The organism is Christiangramia pacifica, from assembly GCF_057221535.1.
Genome location: NZ_CM170146.1, coordinates 1,945,505 through 1,969,156, shown reverse-complemented (window position 1 = coordinate 1,969,156; position 23,652 = coordinate 1,945,505). Strand labels below are relative to the sequence as shown.

General features: G+C 36.6%; 23 protein-coding genes. 16 read left to right on the top strand and 7 right to left on the bottom strand.

Annotated elements, in window-relative coordinates; all coding sequences use genetic code 11:
- Nucleotides 1-136: 136 nt before the first annotated feature.
- The 3 genes from AC2S94_RS09195 to pheT all read left to right on the top strand — a co-directional run bounded on the left by AC2S94_RS09195 (nucleotide 137) and on the right by pheT (nucleotide 4,590).
- Entirely contained in the window at nucleotides 137-904 is a 768-nt protein-coding gene (locus tag AC2S94_RS09195) for a hypothetical protein (RefSeq protein ID WP_484628307.1), read from the top strand.
- 214 nt (nucleotides 905-1,118) lie between these two features.
- Nucleotides 1,119-2,027 carry a tetratricopeptide repeat protein gene (locus AC2S94_RS09190; RefSeq protein ID WP_484628306.1) on the top strand — a complete coding sequence of 303 codons (909 nt, stop codon included), beginning with the start codon at nucleotides 1,119-1,121 and terminating at the stop codon, nucleotides 2,025-2,027.
- Nucleotides 2,028-2,163: 136 nt separating this feature from the next.
- Nucleotides 2,164-4,590, top strand: a complete 2,427-nt coding sequence (gene pheT, locus AC2S94_RS09185; protein ID WP_484628305.1) for a phenylalanine--tRNA ligase subunit beta — start codon at nucleotides 2,164-2,166, stop codon at nucleotides 4,588-4,590.
- Between the two features lie 53 nt (nucleotides 4,591-4,643).
- Here pheT and AC2S94_RS09180 read toward each other — a convergent pair whose 3' ends face one another.
- On the bottom strand, nucleotides 4,644-5,222 hold the full coding sequence (locus tag AC2S94_RS09180; RefSeq protein ID WP_484628304.1) for a DUF4136 domain-containing protein: 579 nt from the start codon (nucleotides 5,220-5,222) through the stop codon (nucleotides 4,644-4,646).
- A 137-nt stretch (nucleotides 5,223-5,359) separates the two neighbouring features.
- Entirely contained in the window at nucleotides 5,360-5,926 is a 567-nt protein-coding gene (locus AC2S94_RS09175; RefSeq protein WP_484628303.1) for a fasciclin domain-containing protein, read from the bottom strand.
- A 192-nt stretch (nucleotides 5,927-6,118) separates the two neighbouring features.
- Between AC2S94_RS09175 and AC2S94_RS09170 the strand changes: the two genes are divergently transcribed.
- The 3 genes from AC2S94_RS09170 (at nucleotide 6,119) to AC2S94_RS09160 (ending at nucleotide 7,357) form a co-directional block, all read left to right on the top strand.
- A complete protein-coding gene (locus tag AC2S94_RS09170; RefSeq protein ID WP_484628302.1) occupies nucleotides 6,119-6,844 on the top strand; it encodes a hypothetical protein in 726 nt (241 codons plus the stop codon).
- Nucleotides 6,845-6,912: 68 nt separating this feature from the next.
- Nucleotides 6,913-7,155 (top strand): putative signal transducing protein, encoded by a 243-nt coding sequence (locus tag AC2S94_RS09165; RefSeq protein WP_484628301.1) that lies wholly within the window; start codon nucleotides 6,913-6,915, stop codon nucleotides 7,153-7,155.
- A complete protein-coding gene (locus AC2S94_RS09160; protein ID WP_484628300.1) occupies nucleotides 7,148-7,357 on the top strand; it encodes a hypothetical protein in 210 nt (69 codons plus the stop codon). The genes AC2S94_RS09165 and AC2S94_RS09160 overlap by 8 nt, the downstream gene beginning before the upstream one ends.
- 32 nt (nucleotides 7,358-7,389) lie before the next feature.
- On the opposite strand, the gene AC2S94_RS09155 is transcribed toward AC2S94_RS09160, so the two are convergent.
- Nucleotides 7,390-8,400 (bottom strand): 3-oxoacyl-ACP synthase III family protein, encoded by a 1,011-nt coding sequence (locus AC2S94_RS09155; protein ID WP_484628299.1) that lies wholly within the window; start codon nucleotides 8,398-8,400, stop codon nucleotides 7,390-7,392.
- A 134-nt stretch (nucleotides 8,401-8,534) separates the two neighbouring features.
- On the opposite strand from AC2S94_RS09155, the gene AC2S94_RS09150 reads away from it, so the two are divergent.
- A complete protein-coding gene (locus AC2S94_RS09150; protein ID WP_484628298.1) occupies nucleotides 8,535-11,006 on the top strand; it encodes a S9 family peptidase in 2,472 nt (823 codons plus the stop codon).
- Nucleotides 11,007-11,123: 117 nt separating this feature from the next.
- On the opposite strand, the gene AC2S94_RS09145 is transcribed toward AC2S94_RS09150, so the two are convergent.
- Both AC2S94_RS09145 and AC2S94_RS09140 read right to left on the bottom strand, forming a co-directional pair.
- Nucleotides 11,124-12,431, bottom strand: a complete 1,308-nt coding sequence (locus AC2S94_RS09145; protein ID WP_484628297.1) for an ABC1 kinase family protein — start codon at nucleotides 12,429-12,431, stop codon at nucleotides 11,124-11,126.
- A 15-nt stretch (nucleotides 12,432-12,446) separates the two neighbouring features.
- A complete protein-coding gene (locus AC2S94_RS09140; protein ID WP_484628296.1) occupies nucleotides 12,447-13,118 on the bottom strand; it encodes a TetR/AcrR family transcriptional regulator in 672 nt (223 codons plus the stop codon).
- Between the two features lie 210 nt (nucleotides 13,119-13,328).
- Between AC2S94_RS09140 and htpG the strand changes: the two genes are divergently transcribed.
- Nucleotides 13,329-15,215, top strand: a complete 1,887-nt coding sequence (gene htpG, locus AC2S94_RS09135; RefSeq protein ID WP_484628295.1) for a molecular chaperone HtpG — start codon at nucleotides 13,329-13,331, stop codon at nucleotides 15,213-15,215.
- Between the two features lie 96 nt (nucleotides 15,216-15,311).
- Nucleotides 15,312-16,127, top strand: a complete 816-nt coding sequence (locus tag AC2S94_RS09130; RefSeq protein ID WP_484628294.1) for a DUF6503 family protein — start codon at nucleotides 15,312-15,314, stop codon at nucleotides 16,125-16,127.
- Between the two features lies 1 nt (nucleotide 16,128).
- Here the strand turns inward: AC2S94_RS09130 and AC2S94_RS09125 are convergent, their stop codons facing one another.
- The gene (locus tag AC2S94_RS09125; RefSeq protein ID WP_484628293.1) at nucleotides 16,129-18,360 is read right to left on the bottom strand and encodes a tetratricopeptide repeat-containing hybrid sensor histidine kinase/response regulator; all 2,232 of its coding nucleotides are present in this window, start codon (nucleotides 18,358-18,360) and stop codon (nucleotides 16,129-16,131) included.
- A 148-nt stretch (nucleotides 18,361-18,508) separates the two neighbouring features.
- Here AC2S94_RS09125 and AC2S94_RS09120 point away from each other — a divergent pair, with 148 nt between their 5' ends.
- Both AC2S94_RS09120 and AC2S94_RS09115 read left to right on the top strand, forming a co-directional pair.
- Complete coding sequence (locus tag AC2S94_RS09120) at nucleotides 18,509-18,868, top strand: DoxX family protein (RefSeq protein ID WP_484628292.1); 360 nt, start codon at nucleotides 18,509-18,511, stop codon at nucleotides 18,866-18,868.
- A 3-nt stretch (nucleotides 18,869-18,871) separates the two neighbouring features.
- Entirely contained in the window at nucleotides 18,872-19,453 is a 582-nt protein-coding gene (locus tag AC2S94_RS09115; RefSeq protein ID WP_484628291.1) for an alpha-ketoglutarate-dependent dioxygenase AlkB family protein, read from the top strand.
- Here the strand turns inward: AC2S94_RS09115 and AC2S94_RS09110 are convergent.
- A complete protein-coding gene (locus tag AC2S94_RS09110; RefSeq protein WP_484628290.1) occupies nucleotides 19,450-20,232 on the bottom strand; it encodes a S1/P1 nuclease in 783 nt (260 codons plus the stop codon). The genes AC2S94_RS09115 and AC2S94_RS09110 overlap by 4 nt on opposite strands.
- Before the next feature lie 122 nt (nucleotides 20,233-20,354).
- Here AC2S94_RS09110 and AC2S94_RS09105 point away from each other — a divergent pair, with 122 nt between their 5' ends.
- From AC2S94_RS09105 to AC2S94_RS09085, 5 genes are read left to right on the top strand one after another with little or no spacing between them, the layout of a single operon-like run.
- On the top strand, nucleotides 20,355-21,215 hold the full coding sequence (locus AC2S94_RS09105; protein WP_484628289.1) for an SPFH domain-containing protein: 861 nt from the start codon (nucleotides 20,355-20,357) through the stop codon (nucleotides 21,213-21,215).
- 3 nt (nucleotides 21,216-21,218) lie between these two features.
- On the top strand, nucleotides 21,219-21,701 hold the full coding sequence (locus tag AC2S94_RS09100) for a hypothetical protein (protein WP_484628288.1): 483 nt from the start codon (nucleotides 21,219-21,221) through the stop codon (nucleotides 21,699-21,701).
- A complete protein-coding gene (locus tag AC2S94_RS09095; protein WP_484628287.1) occupies nucleotides 21,698-22,633 on the top strand; it encodes an alpha/beta hydrolase family protein in 936 nt (311 codons plus the stop codon). Before AC2S94_RS09100 ends, AC2S94_RS09095 begins: the two co-directional genes overlap by 4 nt.
- A gap of 3 nt (nucleotides 22,634-22,636) precedes the next feature.
- Nucleotides 22,637-22,807: a type II toxin-antitoxin system antitoxin gene (locus AC2S94_RS09090; RefSeq protein WP_484628286.1), complete on the top strand. Its 171-nt coding sequence runs from the start codon at nucleotides 22,637-22,639 to the stop codon at nucleotides 22,805-22,807.
- Nucleotides 22,807-23,616, top strand: a complete 810-nt coding sequence (locus tag AC2S94_RS09085; RefSeq protein ID WP_484628285.1) for an HAD family hydrolase — start codon at nucleotides 22,807-22,809, stop codon at nucleotides 23,614-23,616. Before AC2S94_RS09090 ends, AC2S94_RS09085 begins: the two co-directional genes overlap by 1 nt.
- Nucleotides 23,617-23,652: the final 36 nt, after the last annotated feature.

The following is a 23,652-nucleotide window of genomic DNA, read 5'->3' as shown; positions in this document are numbered from 1 at the left end:
CAAGCAACTGTTTTTCAGTAATATAAGTCCTACAACGTTAATTTCTATTCTTACATCGAAAAGTTGATACAAAAATAACGGGATATCCCCCATTTGAGTAAATTCATCTTCCTAATTTTCTAAATACCAACTAATTATGAAAAAAATAATTTACTTATTTATGTTCGCTATCGCCTTCGCTGGCTGTAGCGTGGAATCTTTAGATTCAAATGAAGAATTTGTTATTGCTGATGCGAAACCTGCTCTAGAGGATGAAGTTCCTGCAAGTCTAAGTTATGGAGCTTTGTGTGCAGGCGAATCCGCAGAGTTCTGTATTAATTTCCCTCAGGATTATAAAGGTAATAACGAACCAAAAACAAGCCTGGTAAAATTTGAATTACTGGTTGAAGGTGATGATCCGGCTACTGAAGAGGTAGAAGACGAATATTACGAAGAATTGTTACATACTCAGGAGAATACTCAGGCATGTTTTGATCACACATTTGATATGGCTCAAACCTACCAGGTAAGATATAAAACTACCGGTGCCTGGATTGACGAAGAGATAGTTGTAGAAGATTGTTCAGACTGTGAAGAGAGCTTCTCCTATACAAATCACGGTGACAACTCCTATACGTTCTATTATACTCCAGCTGAAAATATGATGGATGCAGCTATTGTTTTCACTTTTGCTCAATCTACAGCTGTTTCTGGTTTGGAAGAAAATGATGGATGGAGTGCACCTGGTCAAACTATGCAAAACACTATGGATCTAGTTAGCTGTACTAATTACGAATGGACAGTTACTTTAGTGAAAGACTGCAGTGGAAAGAGTCCTAACAGCAATGTTTGGACAGATTTTAAAGTGAATGATGTTTCAAAAAAGAATGATAATACACCAAATCTTACCCAAAGTTGTGACTAAATAAAAACATGAAAAAATTAAAAAGGGCCTTGGCCCTTTTTTTTATTTACTGATTTTCAGGATTATAACCACATTTTAATTATCTTTAAACCACTTTCCCCCGGATATGGATCTTCCTACAGAACCTTTAGATAAGCTTCAAATCTTTACTCCTACATATTGCCTCAAAGATTGATCTGGATTAATTCAATAACAATCTATAAATTCTAAAATTATGAGTGCAATCACTAAATTCAAAATGCTGTTGAGTTTTCTATTTGTATGTTTTACTGCTTCAATAGTTGCTCAAAACGGGTCTGAAAACGACATGGGATCCAAACTTTATGACACCTATAAAGAAAAGGGAGTCCAGGAAGTCTTAAAGGTTTATGAAAAGAATAATACCAATAAGGAGTATGAGGGCATGGCCGAACCCTTAAATGTCTTGGCCTACCGATTAATGCAGGATGAAGAGGATCTTCAGGGTGCCGAAGTATTATTAAAAGCACAGATCGAAGAATATCCGGATGAGGCAAATCCATACGATAGCTATTCAGACCTGTTACTTGAAATGGATCGCAAAGATGAAGCGAGGAAGCAAATTGAAAAATCGCTAGCGATAGCTGAAAAGAAAGATCATGAACAAAATGATCTGATCATCGAGGCTGGTAAAGCGAAACTTGCCATCCTGGACAACAAAGACAAACAAATGAACTTCCTGGTTGGGAACTGGGATAACGAGACCAAGGTTTATCAAAATGGTAAAGAAGTAAACAGCACGAAAAGCAGCAACAATGTATCCTATGATGAAAGCGGTTCAATAATGATCGTAGACCACGATATGGGGAATAATAAGCCTTGCTGCAAAAGAGTCATGGTTTATGATCCAGTAAAAGATGAATTTGATGTCGCTTACATGAGAAGAAATCAGCCTAATGGTATTTCCAGTTCCAAGATGCAGATAAAAGAAATCTCACCGGATCATTTCGAAATGATGGAGAAATATATGGATGACGATAATAAGGAAGTTCAAGTGAAACATGACATTAAGAAAAAAGCGAATGAAGTAGAATGGATCACTTACAGTTCCAACGATTCGGGATGGGAAAAAGTACGCACAATGAATTTGAAAAAGAAAGGTTGAAATATTAAATCATGTTCAAAATTCAAAGAGGTGTTCGCACCTCTTTTTTTGTGAAACTTTCAGGGAACAAAATTATTTTTCAGATTATGACAAAACCATTCGTAATACTATCTTTGCTGCTTGAAAAAGATTATCCATGAAGATTTCATATAACTGGCTGAAACAGTTCATTAAATTACCTGAAGAAGCTGAAAAAACAGGTGAATTATTAACAGATCTAGGTCTTGAGGTTGAAGGTATTTCAAGCTTCCAAAGTATAAAAGGCGGCCTGAATGGTGTGGTGGTAGGCCATGTACTAAGCTGTGAGCCTCATCCAAATGCAGACAGATTACAATTAACCAAAGTTAATATTGGTAACGGTGAAGAGGTTCAGATCGTTTGCGGCGCTCCAAATATTGGTGCAGGTCAGAAGGTTCCTGTAGCTACCATTGGTACTTCGCTTTATGATGAAAAAGGAGAAGCCTGGGAAATCAAAAAAGGAAAAATTCGTGGGGAAGCAAGTTATGGAATGATCTGTTCTGAAAAGGAACTTGGTTTAGGACAGAGTCATGAAGGAATTATGGTGATGGATAACGAGCTTGTACCTGGAACTCCTGTAGCTGATATTTTTGAGGTGGAAAATGATGAAGTTTTTGAGATCGGCTTAACGCCAAACAGGGCTGATGCCATGAGCCATTGGGGTGTAGCCAGAGATCTGAAAGCAGGATATCAGCAAATGGGTAAACACCTGGAACTTATTACTCCATCTGTAAGCAGTTTTCATGTTGATAGCAGAAGTCTGAAAATCCAGATAAAAGTGGATGATTCCAATCTAGCACCAAGATACTGCGGAGTTACCCTGTCTGAAGTTAAAGTTGGAGAGTCGCCAAAATGGTTACAAAATAGATTAAAAGCAATCGGATTAACTCCTAAGAACAATGTGGTAGATGCTACCAATTACGTAATGCACGAATTGGGACAGCCGCTGCACGCTTTTGATGCAGGGAAGATCGTAGGTAACGAGATCAATGTTAAAACGCTGAAGTCTGGCACAAAATTCACTACTCTGGATGATGTAGAGCGAGAACTGCATGAAGAGGATCTTATGATCTGTGACGCTGAAAAACCGCTATGTATTGCTGGGGTTTTTGGTGGAATTGGTAGCGGAGTAACTGAAAATACTACTCAGGTATTTCTGGAGAGTGCTTATTTCAATCCGGTTAGCGTTAGAAAAACTGCTAAAAGACATGCTATAAATACAGATGCTTCTTTCAGATTTGAAAGAGGTATTGATATCAATTCGGTTGAATTTGCCTTGAAACGTGCAGCGTTATTGATCAAGGAAATTGCCGGTGGTGAAATCACCAGTGATATAGACGATTTATATTTCAAGAAAATTGAAGATTTCCAGGTATTCCTGACCTTCGAAAAAGTGAATAAACTTATCGGAGAAAACCTGGAAGAAGAAACCATCAAATCTATTCTGGCTTCCTTAGAGATCAGGGTCAACAACGTTACAGAAACCGGGATGGGTCTAACAATACCGTCATACAGGGTAGATGTGCAGCGTGAATCTGATGTTATCGAGGAAATTCTGAGAGTTTACGGATACAACAATATTAAATTTGGAGATAAGCTCAGCCTTTCTGTAGCGAATTCTTCAAAATTTGAAGATTATAAAATTCAAAATCTAATTGCTGGACAGCTAATTGGTCAGGGCTTCTATGAAACCATGGCGAATTCACTCACTACCGCTAATTATAATAAACTGAGCGAAGAGCTAAAAGATGAATACCAGGTTGAAATGCTAAATCCTTTAAGCCAGGACCTTTCTGTACTTAGACAAAGTATGCTGTTCTCCGGTCTGGAAGCCATTAGCTACAACATTAACCGTAGGAGAAATAATATCAAAATCTTTGAATTCGGAAAAACTTACCATTCTTACGTTAGCGGAAGGGAAGAAAACAAACATCTATCGCTATTTATTTCCGGAGAAAGAAGTTCGGAAAGCTGGAATAGCATTACTGGAAAAGGGAATTTTTTCTTTCTGAAAGGAACGATAAATTCAATTTTTGAAAAGCTCGGAATAGAAAACTTAAAGAGTAGAACGGTAAAAAGTGATATTTTTTCTGAAGGTTTACAATTGAGCAGCAAGAAGGCAAAACTTGTGGAATTTGGAGTTGTGAAAAAATCTATCCTTAAAAGGTTTGATATTGAACAGGAATTGATCTATGCTGATTTTAACTGGGATGAGGTAATTGAAATGGCCAAGCATCAAAAAATGAGCTTCACTTCCATTCCAAAATATCCTAGCGTTCGTAGAGATTTTGCTTTGCTATTAGATCAATCTATTACTTACGACGAAATCGAACAAATTGCCAAACAAACAGAAAAGAAAATGCTTACTGATGTAAATCTTTTTGATGTATATGAAGGGAAAAATCTTCCGGAAGGCAAAAAGAGTTATGCCGTTAGTTTCGTATTCCAGGATGAAAATAAGACGCTTACAGATAAACAGGTCGATAAGATGATGAGCAAACTTCAATACAGGTTTGAAAAAGAACTGAAAGCTGAGCTTAGATAAATAAAAAAAAGCCGTGTGAGATCTACACGGCTTTTCAATTCTTATTTCTCTAATTAAAAGAGTTCTTTAAAAATATCATCAATATATTCACGGGTTTCACGCTCGATTCTTCTGGTAGCAATGTTATCCTCAGAGCTTCCTCTCCACAAAATTTCATTAGACCTTCTGTCAATAAAATCTATGACAATGGTTCTTTCTCTATATGGCACCTGCTCTACTCTAGGCCCATTAATTCGTTGAATCGTGAAATAATTATCATACATAAAATCTCTGTAATACGGTCCAACATATAAACCAGGACGGTAATAAGGATAATTAGTATACACTGGATTGGCGTTTACAGCAACCTTTTCATCGAACATAGGATGGACATACACCAGCACATCGGGTTGTAACTTATCCAACCTAAAACCATTCTCACGCATATTGGCATTAATGGTTTCAATGATCGTTTCATTGATCGCATTATTGTCATAATCCCTACTCATGATAGTATCCTTATTCGGCAAATACGCGTAAGAATTATAAGATTTTAATTTTTTTACGTCATCCTTTACCGTTGGTCCACTAGAACCACATGAGGTCAATAAAATCCCAACAAAAAAGAATAGACTTAATTTTAAAAATTTCATAGCATTAAAATTTTTTCAGTTTTGATCAAAATAACCGCAAAGGCGGGAAGTACAAAAGGTATATATGTTATTTGACTTTTATTTAACGGAAAAAGCGGCTCATCGCCGCTTTTTCTAAATTTTTCTTCACAATTATTCTACTCTGCAGGTAGTAACACGGTATCAATTACGTGAATTACACCATTTGATTGATTAACATCTGCAATGCTAACAGTAGCAACATTTCCAGAAGCATCTTTAATTTTTACGTTATCATCTTCAAGCATTGCCGAAAGATTTCCTCCATTTACAGTGGCAAAGGTCGCTTTCCCATTTCCTTTTTTAATAGCGGCTACAATATCTGCTGCTTTGTAATCACCGGCCAGAACATGATAGGTAAGAACCGCCTGCAATTTGTTTTGATTTTCCTCTTTCAAAAGAGTTTCTACAGTTCCAGCTGGTAAAGCTTCAAATGCTTCATTGGTTGGAGCAAAAACCGTGAAGGGTCCCTCGCTTTTTAAAATGTCAACTAAACCAGCAGCCTTTACCGCCGCAACAAGCGTAGTGTGATCTTTTGAATTAACAGCGTTCTCGACGATGTTCTTTGATGGATACATTTCTGCACCGCCAACCATTTTAGTTTCAGCTTTGTCATTTTGTCCTATTGCTACAGTTCCAATGAAAAGGAACATGCTCAATACGGTAAAGATTCTAAGATTTTTCATAATTTAATGTTTGATTATTTATATAGAAAAATACGAGTTAGCATCCCCATCAGTTTTCTGAAATATGGCATTTAGCACATAATTAACTTTTGTCTCAGCTAAAAATAATCAGAATCAAGGCAGTATTTACCAATAAACAAATTGTTATTTAGTTGCTAATTATCTAATTTAGTGACGCTAAAGAAAAAGAAAATGAAGTTGAGAATTCCACGCACTGATATCGAACAGCAATTACTAAGATCCAGAAATAAAAAATCCAAGGAAGAGGAAATTATGGCAACTGTCGCTTCAATTTTCTCTGAAGCTGAGACTAGAGACAAATCTATTAAGAATGAACTTAATAATGGTGCTTCTACCCCGGAGAATAATTTTAATCCTGATGAATTAGAATCTCACCGTATCTTTCATCTTGATGATATTTATCAAATCTGCGTTGACTATCGACTAAGGTTTCTGGATTCTAAATTCTTTAAAGCGGAGATACCTTATGAGGCATTGATGGAAATCAAAAACCTGGAGAAAATTCATAAAACTGAATTAAAAGGTTTCAAGATCATTGCTCCCTCCAAATTATTCAAGTTAGAAAATGCAGATGATCCATTGCTATTTGCTCCAATTGGAAACGATTATTATTATTTGATCCATAAATGGGGAAATGATCTGCATCCGCTTAGAAAAATGCTCATGTGGCCCTTTAAAACATTGGAGAACTTTGTAATTCTACTTCTGGCCACCAGTTTTCTGACAGCGCTATTGATTCCTGAAGGTTTATTTACACCTCAGCAATCTACCACGCAATTTTTCATGATCTTTTTCTTCATCTTCAAATGGTTTGCAGGATTGTCCATTTTCTACGGATTTAAAATGGGAAAAAATTTCAGCACAGAGATCTGGAACAGTAAATTTTACAACGCCTAAGTTAATTTCGAACAAAAAATTCCCGTAGAATAGCGCTTATTTGTAATTTAGAGAGATAAATTAGAAAAATGAGCGACGAAGAAAGCTACAAAAGAGTATATACAGGTCCAGAAACCAACGTTCAATATTTACAGGAACTATTTGAAAAATCTGGAATTCACTCCCGGGTGAGAAATGATTTTGAATCCAGTATCAGAGCCGGTTTTGGTGCTACACCGGGACAGGTTCTACTTTTTGTTTTCGAAAAAGACTACGAGGAGGCCGTAAAAATTGCCAAAACAACTTTTCCAAAAGACTTTACAAATGAGTGATCAGGAATTAAATACTGGAGAAGCTAAACCGCAAAGAAATATCTGGAACCTCGTTCTGGGTATTATTTTCCTGCTCTACGGAAGTTTCAGATTATATCAGAAATCTCAGATAGAGGAACCGGAAACTTTCGGAATTATGATAGCTGTAGGTTTTATACTATTTGGTATTTATGATCTCTACAAATATTTTAAAGGAATATAAAAAAAGGCTGGTGAGACCAGCCTTTTAATTTCTTACCATTTTATGATGGCACTACCCCAGGTAAATCCACTACCAAAGGCAGCCAAAACAACGATATCTTCATCTTTCACCTTTCCTTTTTCCCATGCTTCGGTTAAAGCGATAGGAATGGATGCTGCTGTTGTATTTCCGTATTTCTGAATATTATTATAAACCTGATCGTCTGACAGTTTGAATTTTTGCTGTACAAAATGTGAAATTCTTAAATTTGCCTGGTGCGGAATAAGCATGTCAATATCTGAAACCTCAAGACCATTTTCTTTAAGACCTTCATTGATCACTTCTGAGAAACGCTGAATGGCATTTTTAAAAACGAACTGTCCGTTCATATATGGATAATATGGAATATCGTCTCCCTGCGGATTTTCAGCAATGATCTCCGGAACCCAGTGATTAGTACTAGGCCCTTTCAGTGATAATTCAAGAGCATGTTTTCCTTCAGAATGTAAATGCGTAGAGAGAATGCCCTGCCCATTATGATCACTTCTGGTTAGAACGGCAGCTCCTGCCCCATCTCCAAAAATCACCGAAACTGAACGACCACGAGTCGTAAAATCCAATCCGCCACTATGATTTTCACTCCCAATTACAAGAACGTTCTTGTACATTCCAGTTTTGATAAACTGATCTGCTACCGAAATCGCGTAAACAAATCCGCTACATTGGTTACGCACATCCAACGCGGGACATGTATCAATTTCCAACATTTCCTGAACCTGAACACCACAACCAGGGAAATAATAATCAGGGCTAAGCGTGGCGAAAACAATTAGATCTATATCGTCTTTTGAGATACCGGCACGTTCAATCGCAATCTTAGCAGCTTTAACTCCCATGGTCGCCGTCGTGTTACCATCACCTTTTTTAATATGCCTACGCTCTTTGATTCCCGTACGTTCCGTAATCCATTCATCATTCGTATCCATTAATTTGGATAGATCATCATTGGTCACAATATTTTCAGGAACATATTTTCCTAATCCTGCAATTTTAGTTTGATACATGGACAGTTTTTGTGATTTTAAAAATTATTCTTATTAAATTTAAGCAAATTGTAAAAAAATGGACGCGCAATATAAGAAACATTAACATTCCTTCTATTCTAGCCTCCATTAAAATTTCAACTAAAATTTAATTTATGAAGCAAATATTCATGTGCTTTTCAGCGGTTATCCTGTTTGTCTCGGGAGTGATCGCCCAGGAAAATTTAGATTATCAAAAGCCACCAAAAGAAATTCTTGATCTTATCGATGTTCCTCTAGCTCCGGCAACTATTTTGGACAGTGATGCGGAGATGATGATCTTTCTTTACAGAGATCAATTTAAAAGTATAGCTGAACTGAGTGAAGAGGAAATGCGCCTGGGTGGTTTAAGGATCAACCCGATAACGAACATTAATAGCAGGGCCCGTTATTACAACGACCTGAAAGTTAAATCTGTTGATGGTGATGAACCTAAAGATGTAAAGGGTCTGCCTGAATCACCGAGACTTACCAATTTTTCCTGGTCTCCAGACGAATCCATGATCGCTTTTACTCATACAACAGATAAAGGTGTAGAATTATGGGTTCTGGATATTCAGAAGGCTACTGCCAGGAGATTAACCGAAGCCAATTTAAACGCAAATATGCGCAGTACGATAAATTGGTTCAGAGACAATTCTGCCTTACTGGTTACTATGCTGCCTGCAGATAGAAAAGAATTAATAGATACAGAAACTTCGGTTCCCACGGGACCAACCGTATCTGTTAGTGACGGAAAAGAAGCGCAAAATAGGACCTATCAGGATCTGTTGAAAAACCCTAATGACGAATATAATTTTGAGCAATTAGCCAGATCTGAACTAGTGAAAGTGAATCTAGATGGTACGAATTCAAAATGGATGTCTCCCAAAATGTATAGCGATATCTCTTTTTCACCTGATGGGAAATATGTGATGGTAGAGCACATTAAAAAACCATTTTCTTACTTGGTTCCTTATTACAGATTTCCTTCAGAAACCAACATTTATGATGCTAATGGCAATCTTATAAATATGATCAACGATGTTCCATTAATCGAAGATCTACCTAAAGGCTTTATGGCAGAGCGCGAAGGCAAGCGTAGTTTTCAATGGAGAAGCGACCAACCTTCTACATTAATTTACGTAACCGCTCTGGATGGTGGAGATCCGGAGAACGAGGCAGAATATCGAGATGAATACTTCCAACTGAAAGCTCCTTTTAAAGGAGAGGGATTTTCATTATTGAAGGTCAAAAATCGCGGAAGTGGAATTATCTGGGGTAATGATGAACTTGCTATCGCCATGGATTATTGGTGGAATGACAGGAATACTAAAACTTATGTTTTCAATCCTTCGGATGCTTCGGAAAAACCTGAGATCATTTTTGACAGAAATTACCAGGATGTCTACAGCGAACCAGGAAATTTTGTTACTACAAAGAATGATTACGGTAGAAGTGTTCTAAAACTTGATGGAGAGGAAGCTTTTCTTTTAGGTAGAGGTTATACTGAGGAAGGTCAGTTTCCATTTGTAGACAAGATTGATCTGGAAACTGGAGAGACAGAACGACTCTACCAATCAAAATTTACAAATAGAAAAGAAAGCTTAATCGAAGCCCTTGATATCGAAAATGGAAAAATCCTGGTAAGCATTGAAGCCTCAACCGAATATCCAAATTATTATATCAGGGATATAAGTTCTGATAATGATCTTACCCAGATCACCTCTTTTGAAAATCCATTTAAAAGCCTGGAAGAGGTTAGTAAGGAAGTGATCACCTACAAACGTGATGATGGTCTAGAGTTAAATGCTACGCTTTATTTGCCTGCAGGTTATGACAAGGAAAATCCTGAGAAATTACCGATGTTCATGTGGGCTTATCCTAGAGAATTTAAAGACAAGAATTCTGCTTCACAAAATACTTCAAATGCTAACGATTTCACCTACCCTTATTACGGTTCTCCTATTTACTGGGTTAATCGCGGATACGTGGTTCTTGATGATGCTTCATTTCCAATTGTAGGAGAAGGTGATGAAGAACCTAACGACAGTTTTAGAAAGCAGTTGGTTGCAAATGCCAAAGCTGCAATAGATGCCGTGGACGAGATGGGTTATGTAGATCGTGACAGAGTTGCTGTAGGTGGGCACAGTTATGGAGCTTTTATGACAGCGAATCTTTTATCCCATTCAAATCTATTTGCGGCTGGAATCGCTCGTAGCGGGGCCTATAATAGGACACTAACTCCTTTCGGTTTTCAAAGTGAGGAAAGAAGCTACTGGGAAGCGCCAGATGTTTATAATACCATGTCGCCTTTTATGCATTCAGATAAGATGAAAACTCCATTACTTCTTATCCACGGAGAGGCAGATAATAATTCAGGTACTTATCCCATGCAAAGTGAGCGGTATTTTAATGCTTTAAAAGGTCTTGGTGCTACGGCCAGGCTAGTTATGCTACCAAAAGAAAGCCATGGATACAGTGCAAAAGAATCTGTTCTTCACGTATTATGGGAACAGGATCAATGGTTAGAAAAGTATGTAAAGAATAAAGAAGAGATAACGGCAGGCGACCAGGCAAATTCCTCTGATGAGACTTCTGGCAATTAATTAAAATGTTTATAAAATTGAAAAGCCCGGCAATTGCCGGGCTTTTCAATTTAACAAGGAAGCGCACCTGATGGGGGTCAAACGCGCTTCCTAACAACCTAACCAATAAATCAACTTTTAGAGGTACGCTCTAAACTTATTAATTTCAACATTCGCTTTAAGATCATGTAATAAATTATAAAGACCAAAAAAGGTTCTACTCATATAAAGAAAGTGTCTGCTTCCTCTATTGCCATTCATTTTTCGCAGTTCAGGATCCTTGGAATATCTTTCACTTAATTCAGTAAGGTGTTTCCAGAAATTTTCATCTGTAAAATCAAATTTTTCAGATTGAAAGGGAGTGGAAAACATAGTAAACATCTCGTGAAACATCTCAGAGAAAAACTCTTTTTCCTTGTCTGAATCCTTCTCAGTTAAAATTTCCAATTCCAGCAATCTTTTATGGAAGTATTCCTTGTTATTCAAATTATCTCTATTCACAAGAGAGAAATACGGATCATAAAATTCTTTCGGAATGTGTTTGATACATCCAAAATCTATAGCGATCAAATTATTATTATCATCAACCATGAAATTGCCAGGATGCGGATCTGCATGTACTTGCTTCAATCCATGAATTTGATACATATAAAAGTCCCAAAGTGCCTGACCTATTTTATCAGCCAATTCCTGATCTTCATTAATTTTGGCAAACTCACTTAGGTGAATACCATCCATCCAGTCCATAGTAATAATACGCTCGCTGGATAAATCTTCATAATATTCCGGAAACCTGAGATTAGGAATATGCGAACAAGCTTTGGAAATTTCCTTGCTTTGCTTTACTTCAAGAACGTAATCTGTCTCTTCCAAAAGTTTACCTTCAACTTCCTTAAAATATTTTTCAGAATCTTTTGCCTGCATATTGAACATACGCAAAGCGATTGGTTTCACCATAGCAAGATCTGAACTGATACTGTCTGCAACCCCCGGATATTGGATTTTCACAGCAAGTTTTTTCCCATCTTTTGTCGCCTTATGCACCTGTCCGATGCTGGCAGCGTTCACCGATTGGGTTGCAAACGTATCGTATAATTCTTCCGGATATTCTCCGTGATATTTTTTAAATGTTTTTCTAACTAATGGTGCCGATAATGGTGGTACGCTAAATTGAGCTAAACTGAACTTTTCTACATATGCCCCTGGAAGTAAATTCTTTTCCATGCTTAGCATTTGAGCAACTTTGAGCGCACTACCTTTCAAGCTTTTTAAACCGTCATAGATATCACTAGCATTACTCTCGTCCAGTTCATCTCTGGTTAATTCAGAATTGAAAGCCTTTTTACTGTAATATTTTAAGTAATTCCCACCTATTTTAACACCGGTCTGAACTAATTTTCCTGTTCTTCCGATCTTTCCAGTAGGTATATTATCTATTGTTTTCATCTTTCTCCTCCCGACTTACGCCATTCTTTCTTTCCATAAAAACTTTCCTAAATCCACTACTCTTTCCAATGGTGTATTATCAAAAAGGTCGAAAACTGTGTTTACAGATTTTTCTATTGCTACATCCGTACTTTCAAACGCTGCAGAATTATCGTCCATCCAGAACTTTAAAAGGAATAAGAACTGTACCCATACACCTTCGGAAAAAACCATTTCATTTTGCTTGAATAATTTTAGATTTTTATCCTTATTACCATCCTGAATCAATCCTTTTGCATGGCCCTTCATTCGCTTACGCAATGTTTTCAATTGCTCAAGATTTCTTATCGGCATTTCATGCTCCCTCAAACTATACAGTACATAACTTCTATTGGCAGTTAAAACCTCGAAAAAAGTATAAAAAAATGTCAGAAGCTTTTCACGATTTGAAAAACCAGCATATTCTTTAGATTTTACCATAACCTGCAAACTATTCTCAAAAAATTTATCCCAGATTGTTTTCCTCAAACCTTCAAAACTTCCAAAAAATTGGTAAAAGTCTTGCTCCGTCATCTCATTATCCTTAGCAAATTTGTATACACTTTTGGGAGTTCTTTCATTCTCGAGAACATAATCCATGTAAATGGCTATGATCTGGTCTGCATTCGGTTTCTTTTTCACCTTACTATTTCCTGTCGTCTTTGCCATAATTTTTTCTTTCTAATTCAAAAATACAATTTTGTTTAATTATTTCTTTATTTCTTTAAACAAAACTTTGTTAAATAATTTAGCTGTGGGTAACATGCAATTTAGACGTATGCCAACCTCATTAATTACAGCGTGCCAGATTGACAGCGAATTGGGTATGGTATTTTTTTTGAAATAAGGAGAATGAATTAAAAATTAAAAATTACACATATGGCAACCGGAAAAATAAATGTATCTGTTGAAAACATTTTTCCGCTCATCAAAAAGTTTTTATACAGTGATCATGAAATCTTTTTGAGAGAGCTTATATCTAACGCAACTGATGCAACCTTAAAACTTAAACACCTTAGCAGCCTGGGTGAAGCTAATGTAGATTATGGAAATCCTGTAATCGAAGTAAAGGTTAATAAGGAAAATAACACGCTTCACGTAATTGACCAGGGAATTGGAATGACCAAGGAAGAAGTTGAGAAATACATCAACGAAGTGGCTTTCTCTGGAGCTGAAGAATTTTTGAATAAGTATAAGGATTCTGCGAAAGACAGTGGAATTATAGGTCATTTTGGTCTAGGTTTCTACTCTGCCTTTATGGTAGCAAATAAAGTAGAGATCATTACAAAATCTCATAAAGACGAACCTGCAGCTCACTGGATCTGTGAAGGGACAACTGAGTTTACTCTAGAAGATGCAGAGAAAAAAGAGCATGGTACAGAAATCATCCTGCACATAAACGAAGAGGATAAAGAGTTTCTGGAAGAGAACAGAATTCAGGAGTTATTGGTGAAGTATAATAAGTTTATGCCTATTCCGATCAAATTCGGAACTAAGGAAGAAACTTTACCGTTGCCTGAAGATGCAAAGGAAGATGCCAAACCAGAAACCAAGACAGTTGATAATATTATCAACAATCCTAACCCGGCATGGACAAAACAGCCTACAGATCTTGAGGAAAAAGATTATAATGAATTCTATCGCGAGCTATATCCAATGCAGTTCGAGGAGCCATTATTTCATATTCACCTGAATGTAGATTATCCTTTCAACCTAACTGGTATTCTTTATTTCCCAAGAATGACTTCAGACATGAACATTCAAAAGGATAAGATTCAACTTTATCAAAACCAGGTTTTTGTGACTGATAATGTTGAAGGAATCGTACCGGAATTTCTTACCATGTTACGCGGAGTGATTGACTCTCCGGATATTCCTTTAAACGTTTCCAGATCATATCTTCAGGCTGATGGAGCTGTAAAAAAGATTTCTAGTTACATCACCAGAAAAGTGGCAGATAAGCTGAAAAGTCTTTTCAATAATAACCGGGAAGATTTTGAGAAGAAATGGAATGATATTAAGATCGTTATAGAATACGGAATGCTTTCAGAAGATAAATTCTTCGAAAAAGCTGAAAAATTTGCGCTTTATCCAACTACTGAAGGTGACTATTATACCTATGAAGAATTAGAAGCGGCTATCAAAGAAAACCAAACCGATAAGGATGGCAATATGGTAGTACTTTATGCTTCTAATGAAAATGAACAACATAGCTATATCGAAGCAGCTAAAGATAAAGGCTATAAAGTTTTACTTCTAGATTCTCCAATTGTATCGCATCTATTACAGAAACTTGAGACTTCAAAAGAAAAAGTTTCTTTCGTAAGAGTTGATTCAGATCATGTAGATAATCTTATTAAGAAAGATGATGAGAAGATCTCTAAACTTTCAGATGAAGAAAAGGAGAAGCTTAAAGCTGATTTTGAAAAAGTAATTCCATCAGAAAAATACACTATTCAGATGGAAGCGATGGATAGTAATGCGGCACCATTGATCATTACGCAGCCAGAGTTTATGCGTAGAATGAAAGAAATGCAACAAACTGGTGGCGGTGGAATGTTTGGTATGGGAAATATGCCGGAGATGTACAATTTAGTGGTAAACACAAATCACGAGCTTATAAACACTATTTTGAATACCAAAACTGAGAAAAAACAGCAGCGCCTAATTAAGCAATCTTTAGACCTTGCGAGATTATCTCAGAATCTACTTAAGGGAGAGGAACTTACCAGTTTTATCAAGAGAAGTTTTGAAATGGTAAAATAATTAGTTTTTCATAATTGAAATGAACCGCTTTTCTTTTAGAGAGGCGGTTTTTTTATGCGACTGTTTATTCTTTCGTATTTTTAAAAAAATTCTGTCATGAAAAAGATTGCAATTATCATTGTCGTACTTAGTATTTTCAGCTGCAAACAAAATAGTTCCGAAGAGCGAATTCCGGTTGAGCCAGACAATGGAATTGGTTCTGGCGCTGTACCTCCGAAGGCTTTAAGCTTTTCTGAAAATATTGAAGAAGCGCATAATAAAGCGGCTTTTATGATGAAAGATGCTGTTTCATTTGATATCAAACTGGAGTTTGGAGGAAAGACCCGTTTGGAAGGTAAAGTTAGCATGACCACGAATTCTTCAAAAGTTAGAGTAGATAAGAATGACGGTACTTCGCTTATCTACGATGGTGAGCAGGTTTTTATTTCACCCAAAGGTTCTGATAGTGATGGTGCGAGATTTGATATTTTCACTTGGCAGTATTTCTTTGCCATGCCTTTTAAGCTCACAGATCCGGGAACCATCTGGGAAGAACAGGGAACCAAAGTTCTAGATAGTATAGAATATGAAACTTCCAGATTAACTTTTAGATCTAACGTGGGTGATTCTCCAGATGACTGGTATATAATTTATAAGCAACCGCAAACGAACAGATTAAAAGCGGCAGCCTATATTGTAACTTTTAGAACCGAACAGGAAAAAGCAGAAGAGAATCCACACGCCATCGTTTATTCAGATTTCAAAAGTATGGATAATATAGATATGGCTACAAAATGGAGTTTCCATGATTGGAATACTCAAGATGGTTTTGGTGAAAAATTAGGCGAAGCGGCTATTTCTAACATTAATTTTTTTAAACCGAAAAAGGAATTTTTTCAGGCTCCGGAAAATTCAGAAATAGTTAAAAGATAATTTAAACTTCTTCGGGTAGCCTAGGAATACTTAGATTCTTATAAATGATCTGATAGAATTTCTGTACATCATAAGGTTTGATAATAATTCCGCTCATTCCTGCTGAATGAATTTCTTCCCGAATTTCTTCTACCTCAACGGCCGTTAATGCCAGAATCGGAATGTCTTTATCAAATTCCCTGATACGCTTGGAAGCTTCCAATCCCGAGATACCTGGCATATTTACATCCATAAGAACCAGGTCAAAATTGCCATTTTTAACCAATTCGATCGCCGTAACGCCATCACCCGCCACTTCACAAACAAAATCCTTCTTCTCAAGAATACGTCTGGTCACCACCTGGTTAATCCTATTGTCGTCTACGATAAGGATGCTTTTTCTATCTGAATAATCATTTATTACCGAATCCTCGATAACTTCAATATTTTCAGTTTTAGAAGTATCAACATCAAAAACTATCGAAAAACTGAAAGTTGAACCTTCACCCTCTTTACTGTCTAATTTAATTTTGGAATCAAATAACTTTAAAAGCCTTTTTACAATTGGTAAGCCAAGTCCGGTTCCCTGGTAATTGTAATTAGAATTGTCTAGTTGCGAAAATTCCTCAAAGATCACTTTTTTCTTACTTTCAGGAATTCCTGGTCCGTCATCACGCACTTCGAAATAGATCTTGGATTTATCATCCTGTCTTTCCAGCTGTTTTACAGAAAAATAAATATTCCCTCTTTCTGTAAATTTCATGGCATTACCTACCAGATTCATCAGGATCTGAGACAATCTTATAGAGTCCCCTAATAAATATGCAGGGATATCATCATCGAAATTTAAATGAAGTTCGTTCTTATTTTGAACACGAGTAAACTCAAAACTGTTCAAAATGCTATTAACCTGATCCCTCAAATTGAAAGATACATTTTCCAGTTTCACTTCGTTAGACTCCATTTTATTCATTTGAAGCACATCATTTATAAGTGCCAGCAAATAATCTGCAGAAAACTTTAGAGATTTAAGGTCAGATTTATGTTTTCCAAGACTTTTTTCTTCCAGTAATAAGGAAGTCAAGCCAATCACTCCATACAGCGGAGTTCTAATCTCATGACTAACGGTACTAAAGAAACGTGTTTTCAGCAAGGAAAGATTTTCAGCCTCTACCTTAGCTTCCTTGTACTGTTTATTCTTATTCTTCAGCTCACTAATAAGATTTCGACGATCACGATTGATTTTATATAAGAATACCAAAATCGCCATAAGAATCACCGAGGAGATCACCATAATGGCAACTTTCTCCTTAGACTTTTCAATGATATCATCCTGGTATCTTTGTTCTCTTTCAGCTATATCGAGATCTTTTCTATATTCATTAGTATTGAATCTTGCATTAGCGATCTCCATTTGTTTTAACTTTTCAGCTTCAAAAACTTTAGAGTTGTACTCATTATATTTTACCTGAGCTTTATATGCTTCCTCATAATCACCTTTAGCATTTAGCATTTGCGCATATGCTCTATAAGATTCGGCTGCAGGTAGTACCAAAGAATCTTTTATTGCCAATTCAATAGACTTATCAAAATAATAGCTGGCGGTGTCATATTGCTTTCTATGGGCAAAATAACGACCATGTAACATGTAAAGCTGAGAATAAATATAACCTGCTCTGCCAACTTTAGGCGAACCAACAGATTCCAGAATGTTTAAAGATTCATTTAAATAAGGATAGGCTTTTTCATAATTCCCATTATCCAGATAGGTCCAACCAATATTTATCTTTGGAATTATAAGTTCTGAAGAATCTCCAATTTTATTTGCCAGGAAGATCACCTTATTATAATAATCAATTCCTTTATTGGTGGTCTCAGGTATTTCAGAATAAATGTTTCCTAGATTATTATAGGAACTCATTAAAATTGTATCGTTATTTATCTTCTGGGCATACTCCAGACCAAGTGTATAATTTTTCCGAGCACGGGCACTATCTTTTTGGTCAAGAAAGATATGACCAAGATAATTAAATGCCTGTGCCGTGATCAGATCATTATTCTGATCTTTAGCTTTATTCAAAAGATTATAAGAATCGTCAGTGGCCAGTTCATAGCGATGCTGACTAATATGAGTTTCGATCTCCTTAACAAGATCTTCCATACTTTCGTTACTGGAGGCATGAGGAGTTTGCGCAGAAGTAACGCTCCAGCATAAAAAAAATACCAGAAATAAAACTGAGTAGTTCTTTTTCAAAAGTAACAGTTAGGTTAAAAGTTAGATTTCGGGCGCTGAAATTACTCTATTTAAAGTACTTACACAACTTTTATTTTTAAAACATATTTCCTGCAGATTCAATTTAATGAAAGGTTTAATTAAGTTATATTGAAAAAAAATTCTAGAAATGACATTTCCCTGGCACTTATATTTAATGGCTGCGATGTACATTATTGCTGGCATTTTCCATTTTTTGAAACCAAAGATGTATATGCGCATCATGCCGAGATACCTGCCGTCCCACAAACTTCTCGTTTACCTGAGCGGACTGGCTGAAATAATCCTGGGAATAGCGCTATGTTTCCCGGAAACAAAGGATCTTGCCATTTACGGGATCATACTAATGTTATTGATCTTCTTACTGGTACACTTCTATATGTTATCCTCCAAAAAAGCCGGAGCTGGAATTCCAAGGTGGGCATTGATTGTAAGATTACCCTTACAATTTTTATTAATCTGGTGGGCCTGGTTCTATTTACAATTTTAGGGAATGAGAAAAGAGATTTTTGATGTTCCTGATGCCACCATTGAATATTATCCTGATTTTTTAAATCGCCGTAAAGCTGATTCCGTTCTCGATTTTTTATTGCAATTTGATAAATGGCGACAGGATAAAATAAAAATGTTTGGCAAAGAAATTTTACAGCCAAGATTGACGGCTTTATTTGGAGAAAATGGGAAAACATATACCTATTCCGGTCTTGAAATGCATCCCATACCTTTTCCTTCTGAATTGATTGAGATCAAACAAAAATGTGAATCAATTGAAAGTGATTTTAATGTTTGCCTGGCAAATTTATACAGAGATGGAAATGATAGTATGGGCTGGCATGCCGATGATGAAAAAGAACTGGGCAAGAATCCCATAATTTCCTCTGTGAGTCTTGGGGCAGAAAGGATTTTTTATTTAAAGCATAAAAAGATTAAAGCAGCCAGAAAAAAAATAAGGCTGCAACATGGCAGCCTTTTAGTTATGAAGGGTACAACCCAGGAATTCTGGAAACATCAATTACCTAAATCTAAAAAAATCGACGCTCCAAGAATCAATCTAACTTTTCGAAAAATCGTTTAAGAATAGATATCGTTTAAAATCTTAGCCAGCCGAATTCCTCCTTTTTGAAGTTGATCAAGCACAGTTGGCATATGCTCATACATATAAGAATAGCCAAGTTTATCACCATTTTCAACACCTGCATAAAGATCTTCTGCCATCGCTCTGGACTCATACACCCAGTCTAAAAGTTCACCCTTTCTTATTTCTTTAAGCTCAGCTTTATTTAGATCTTTAGTATTGATAGCAAGCTCGGTATAGCTCATTTGGTAAAAGTTGATCATTTCACTATCCCATACCCTGTGAATATTAGAACCATCATTAAACCATCTCACCTGGATATCATTTCCGCCTTTATCTTCAGAATGACCCGTATGGAATGGCTGATGAAGGTCTCCAACAAAATGGACGAGCATTTTTAGGTAAAATTGCTTCTGCTCTACCGATGAATCCTTACTCTTAAGAACACTCACACATGTTCTTATGGCCTGCACCAGATCCCCGTCTTCACTAGCCTCTTCAAGATTATATTCCTCCGCATCTGGAGCGATATTTACATAATGCCATGGTCCAAATTTTCTATATTCAGGATCACTTTTAATATCATCGGCATGATTAGCTACGAAAGCAAGGCCATGACCATTTAAAAGTTCATCGATGGCTTGTTTAGCTTTTTTATTTAAATGGCTTTCTGCGATCTCAGCAGTGGCGCGATGACCGGTTTTTCCCCAATCTGAATCATTAGCAACACAAACAGTTGAAACAATCATGATACTAAGAGAGACAATTAATTTCTTCATTCTTCTAGATATTTCGGCAAATATAATCAAGCTCATAAAAAATTAGTGTTAAGAATGAATAAGATTAAAATTTAATATCATATATTTATGATATCATTTTAATATCAACCAATATTTCAATCATGACACAAGAAAAATCTATAAAAGCTTTCAATGGCTACGCAATGCTGCTCGTATTCTTTCTATTTTTAATAGGAAGCTTTGTTGGTTTCTTCACTACCGGTAATCCTATTTGGGCCATAACGGTTTTAATCGCAATATTGATCTTACCTGGATTTATCCTTGTAAACCCCAATGAATCTAGAGTTCTTTTACTCTTTGGTGATTACAAAGGAACCGTTAAGCAAAACGGACTCTTCTGGGTCAACCCATTCTTTACCAAGAAAAAGATCTCCCTTAGAGCTAGGAATTTCGACAGTGAAAGACTGAAGGTGAATGACAAGCTGGGAAATCCAGTTATGATTAGCACAATTCTCGTTTGGCGAGTGATGGATACTTTTAAGGCATCTTTTGATGTGGATAATTTTGAAAATTTCGTGGTAGTTCAAACAGATGCCGCGGTAAGAAAACTTGCCAGCCTCTATCCTTATGATAATTTTGCAGATGAAGGTCTTGATGAAGATATTACCTTGCGCTCGAGCGTGAATGAAGTAAGTGACGCTCTTGAAAAAGAACTTGAAGAACGTCTGAATATCGCCGGAATTGAGGTACTTGAAGCAAGAATTGGATATCTGGCCTATGCCAATGAAATTGCAAGTGCCATGCTGAAAAGACAGCAAGCTACTGCCATCGTTGCGGCAAGACATAAAATTGTTGAAGGAGCCGTTAGCATGGTTGAAATGGCCCTTCACGAATTAAGCGCAAAGGATCTGGTAGAGCTTGACGGGGAAAGAAGAGCTGCCATGGTAAGTAATTTGATGGTAGTCTTATGTGGCGATAAAGATGCAACTCCAGTAGTTAATGCTGGAACGCTTAATCATTAATACATGCGAGTTTTTAAAGAAACTCAGGTTTTCAAACAGTGGTGGCTCTGGGCAATTCTTGTGGGTTCACTATTCGTTACCATAATTCCTTTATTTAACATAGAAGGAGAGTTCGGCACCAATAAATGGAATTTTTTCGGGTCTGCCATTGTGCTCTTAGTGATCGTATTATTTATGGTCTTAAAACTTGAATCCAAAATAGACAGAAACGGAATAACTGCTGAATTTACTCCTTTCAAAATATTCAGAAGAAAATACCATTGGAATGAAATTAGTAAATGTTACGTTAGAAAATACTCGCCTATCTCTGAATACGGTGGTTGGGGCGTTCGAGGCTTTGGCACCGCAAAGGCGTACAATGTCTCTGGAAACAAAGGCATACAAATTATAACTAAAAATGGTGATAAATTCTTAATAGGCACTAATAAACCTGAAGAAGCGCAAAAAGTGATTAAACGTTTTCAGGACAATAAAAATGAATTATGAAAAAAATAATTGCAATTGCTTTCCTGTTTTTCGGCCTTCAGGTCAATAGCCAGGAAGATAATTATACTGAAGAAGAGATCTCTATATCCAAATTTACAGACGGGACTTTAACTCTACCTGTATCTGGAGAAGCAGAAAGTCTTATAATTTTTATCCAGGGATCTGGTCCTACAGACAGGGATGGCAATCAAGCCATGATGAAGAATGATGGGATGAAAAAAATGGCTCGTGAACTGGCTGCAAATGGAATTGCCTCATTTAGGTATGACAAGCGAATCTTTAAAATGCAGGAGTTGAAAATGAATTTTGAAGAACTCAGGTTTTCAGATCTAGTTGAGGATGTTGAAAAAATTATCGCTTTTTTCAGGGAACAGGATAAGTTTGAAAATATCATCCTCGCGGGACATAGCCAGGGATCGCTTATCGGGATCCTTGCTTCAAATGATGATGTAGACGCTTTTATTTCGCTTGCCGGCGCTGGGAAACCAATTGATGAGATCATCGTAGATCAATTTTCGAAAATGGCCCCCGAACTGGGAGAAAGCGCTCGTATAAAATTCCAGGAACTTAAGGAAAATGGAAGTACGAAAAATGACAATTCAATGCTAGCAAGCATTTTCGCTCCATACGTTCAGCCGTTTATAAAAAGCTGGATTCAATACGATCCTGCTGAAGAAATTAAGAAACTTGAAATTCCTGTTTTGATCATTAACGGCACTTTTGATATTCAGGTAGAAACTTCAGAAGCTGAATTATTGCATGCGGCCACTGATGATTCTGAACTAATTCTACTGGAAAATATGAATCATATTTTCAGAAAAGTGGAAAGTAAGGACAGGCTAGTAAATACAAAATCTTATAACGAACCCAACCGGCCTTTACATCCGGAATTGATTCCGGCAATTACCAGTTTTATCGAAGAACTTGATTAAATTATGGGCAAAAAGAAAGCCTTTGCATTAAGAGTGGATGAAGATATGCTGAAAGCTATCGAAAAATGGGCTTCTGATGAATTCAGAAGTACTAATGGACAGATTGAGTGGATGCTGAACAAGGCGTTGAAAGAAGCCAAAAGAAACCCTAAACAAAAAAATAAGGAAGATTAATGTTTAAAATTATTTTCTCTGATATAGATGGAACTTTATTAAATGCTGAAAGAGATCTTTCAGACTACACCATAGAAACCATTAAAAAACTTTCAAAAGCAAATATTCCATTCATCCTCATATCTTCAAGGATGCCAGCAGCTATGCGACATCTACAGCAAAAAATGGATATTGAGCATCTGCCGCTTATTAGCTATAATGGCGGACTCATCCTTGTAGATGGCAAACCAGTAAGTTCTACTGAAATTCCCCTTAAGATTCTTTCAGATCTGCATGATTTTAATTCGAATCATGATGTTCATCTCAGTTTATTTCATAATGATGAATGGTACGCACCGCGAGATGACTTCTGGACCAAAAGAGAAATCAATAATACTAAAGTCCATCCGGAACTGGAAAGTAATGAAACAGTTCTTGCAAGATGGAAGGCACAACAAAAAGGTGCCCATAAGATCATGGCCATGGGAGAAGAGGAAAGAATTGATGCCGTTAAAAATTTTCTTATTGAAAACTTTGGCGAGGAACTTCATCTTTATCGTTCCAAACCTACTTACCTTGAAATTGCACCAAGATCAGTTTCAAAATTAACTGCAGTACAGCATCTACTCGATAATCATTTTAGATTACCCTTATCTCAAACCATGGCTTTTGGTGATAATTATAATGATGTGGAAATGATCAAGGGAGTTGGAATGGGCATCGCGGTTGGTAATGCCAAGCCCGATGTTCTTGAAGTTGCCCACATGGTCACCACTCCGGGGAAAGAAGATGGAGTAGCAAAAAGCATCAATGAATTGCTGAAATTATAAGTTGAAAATCTACTATAGCCGGATACAATAAAAATT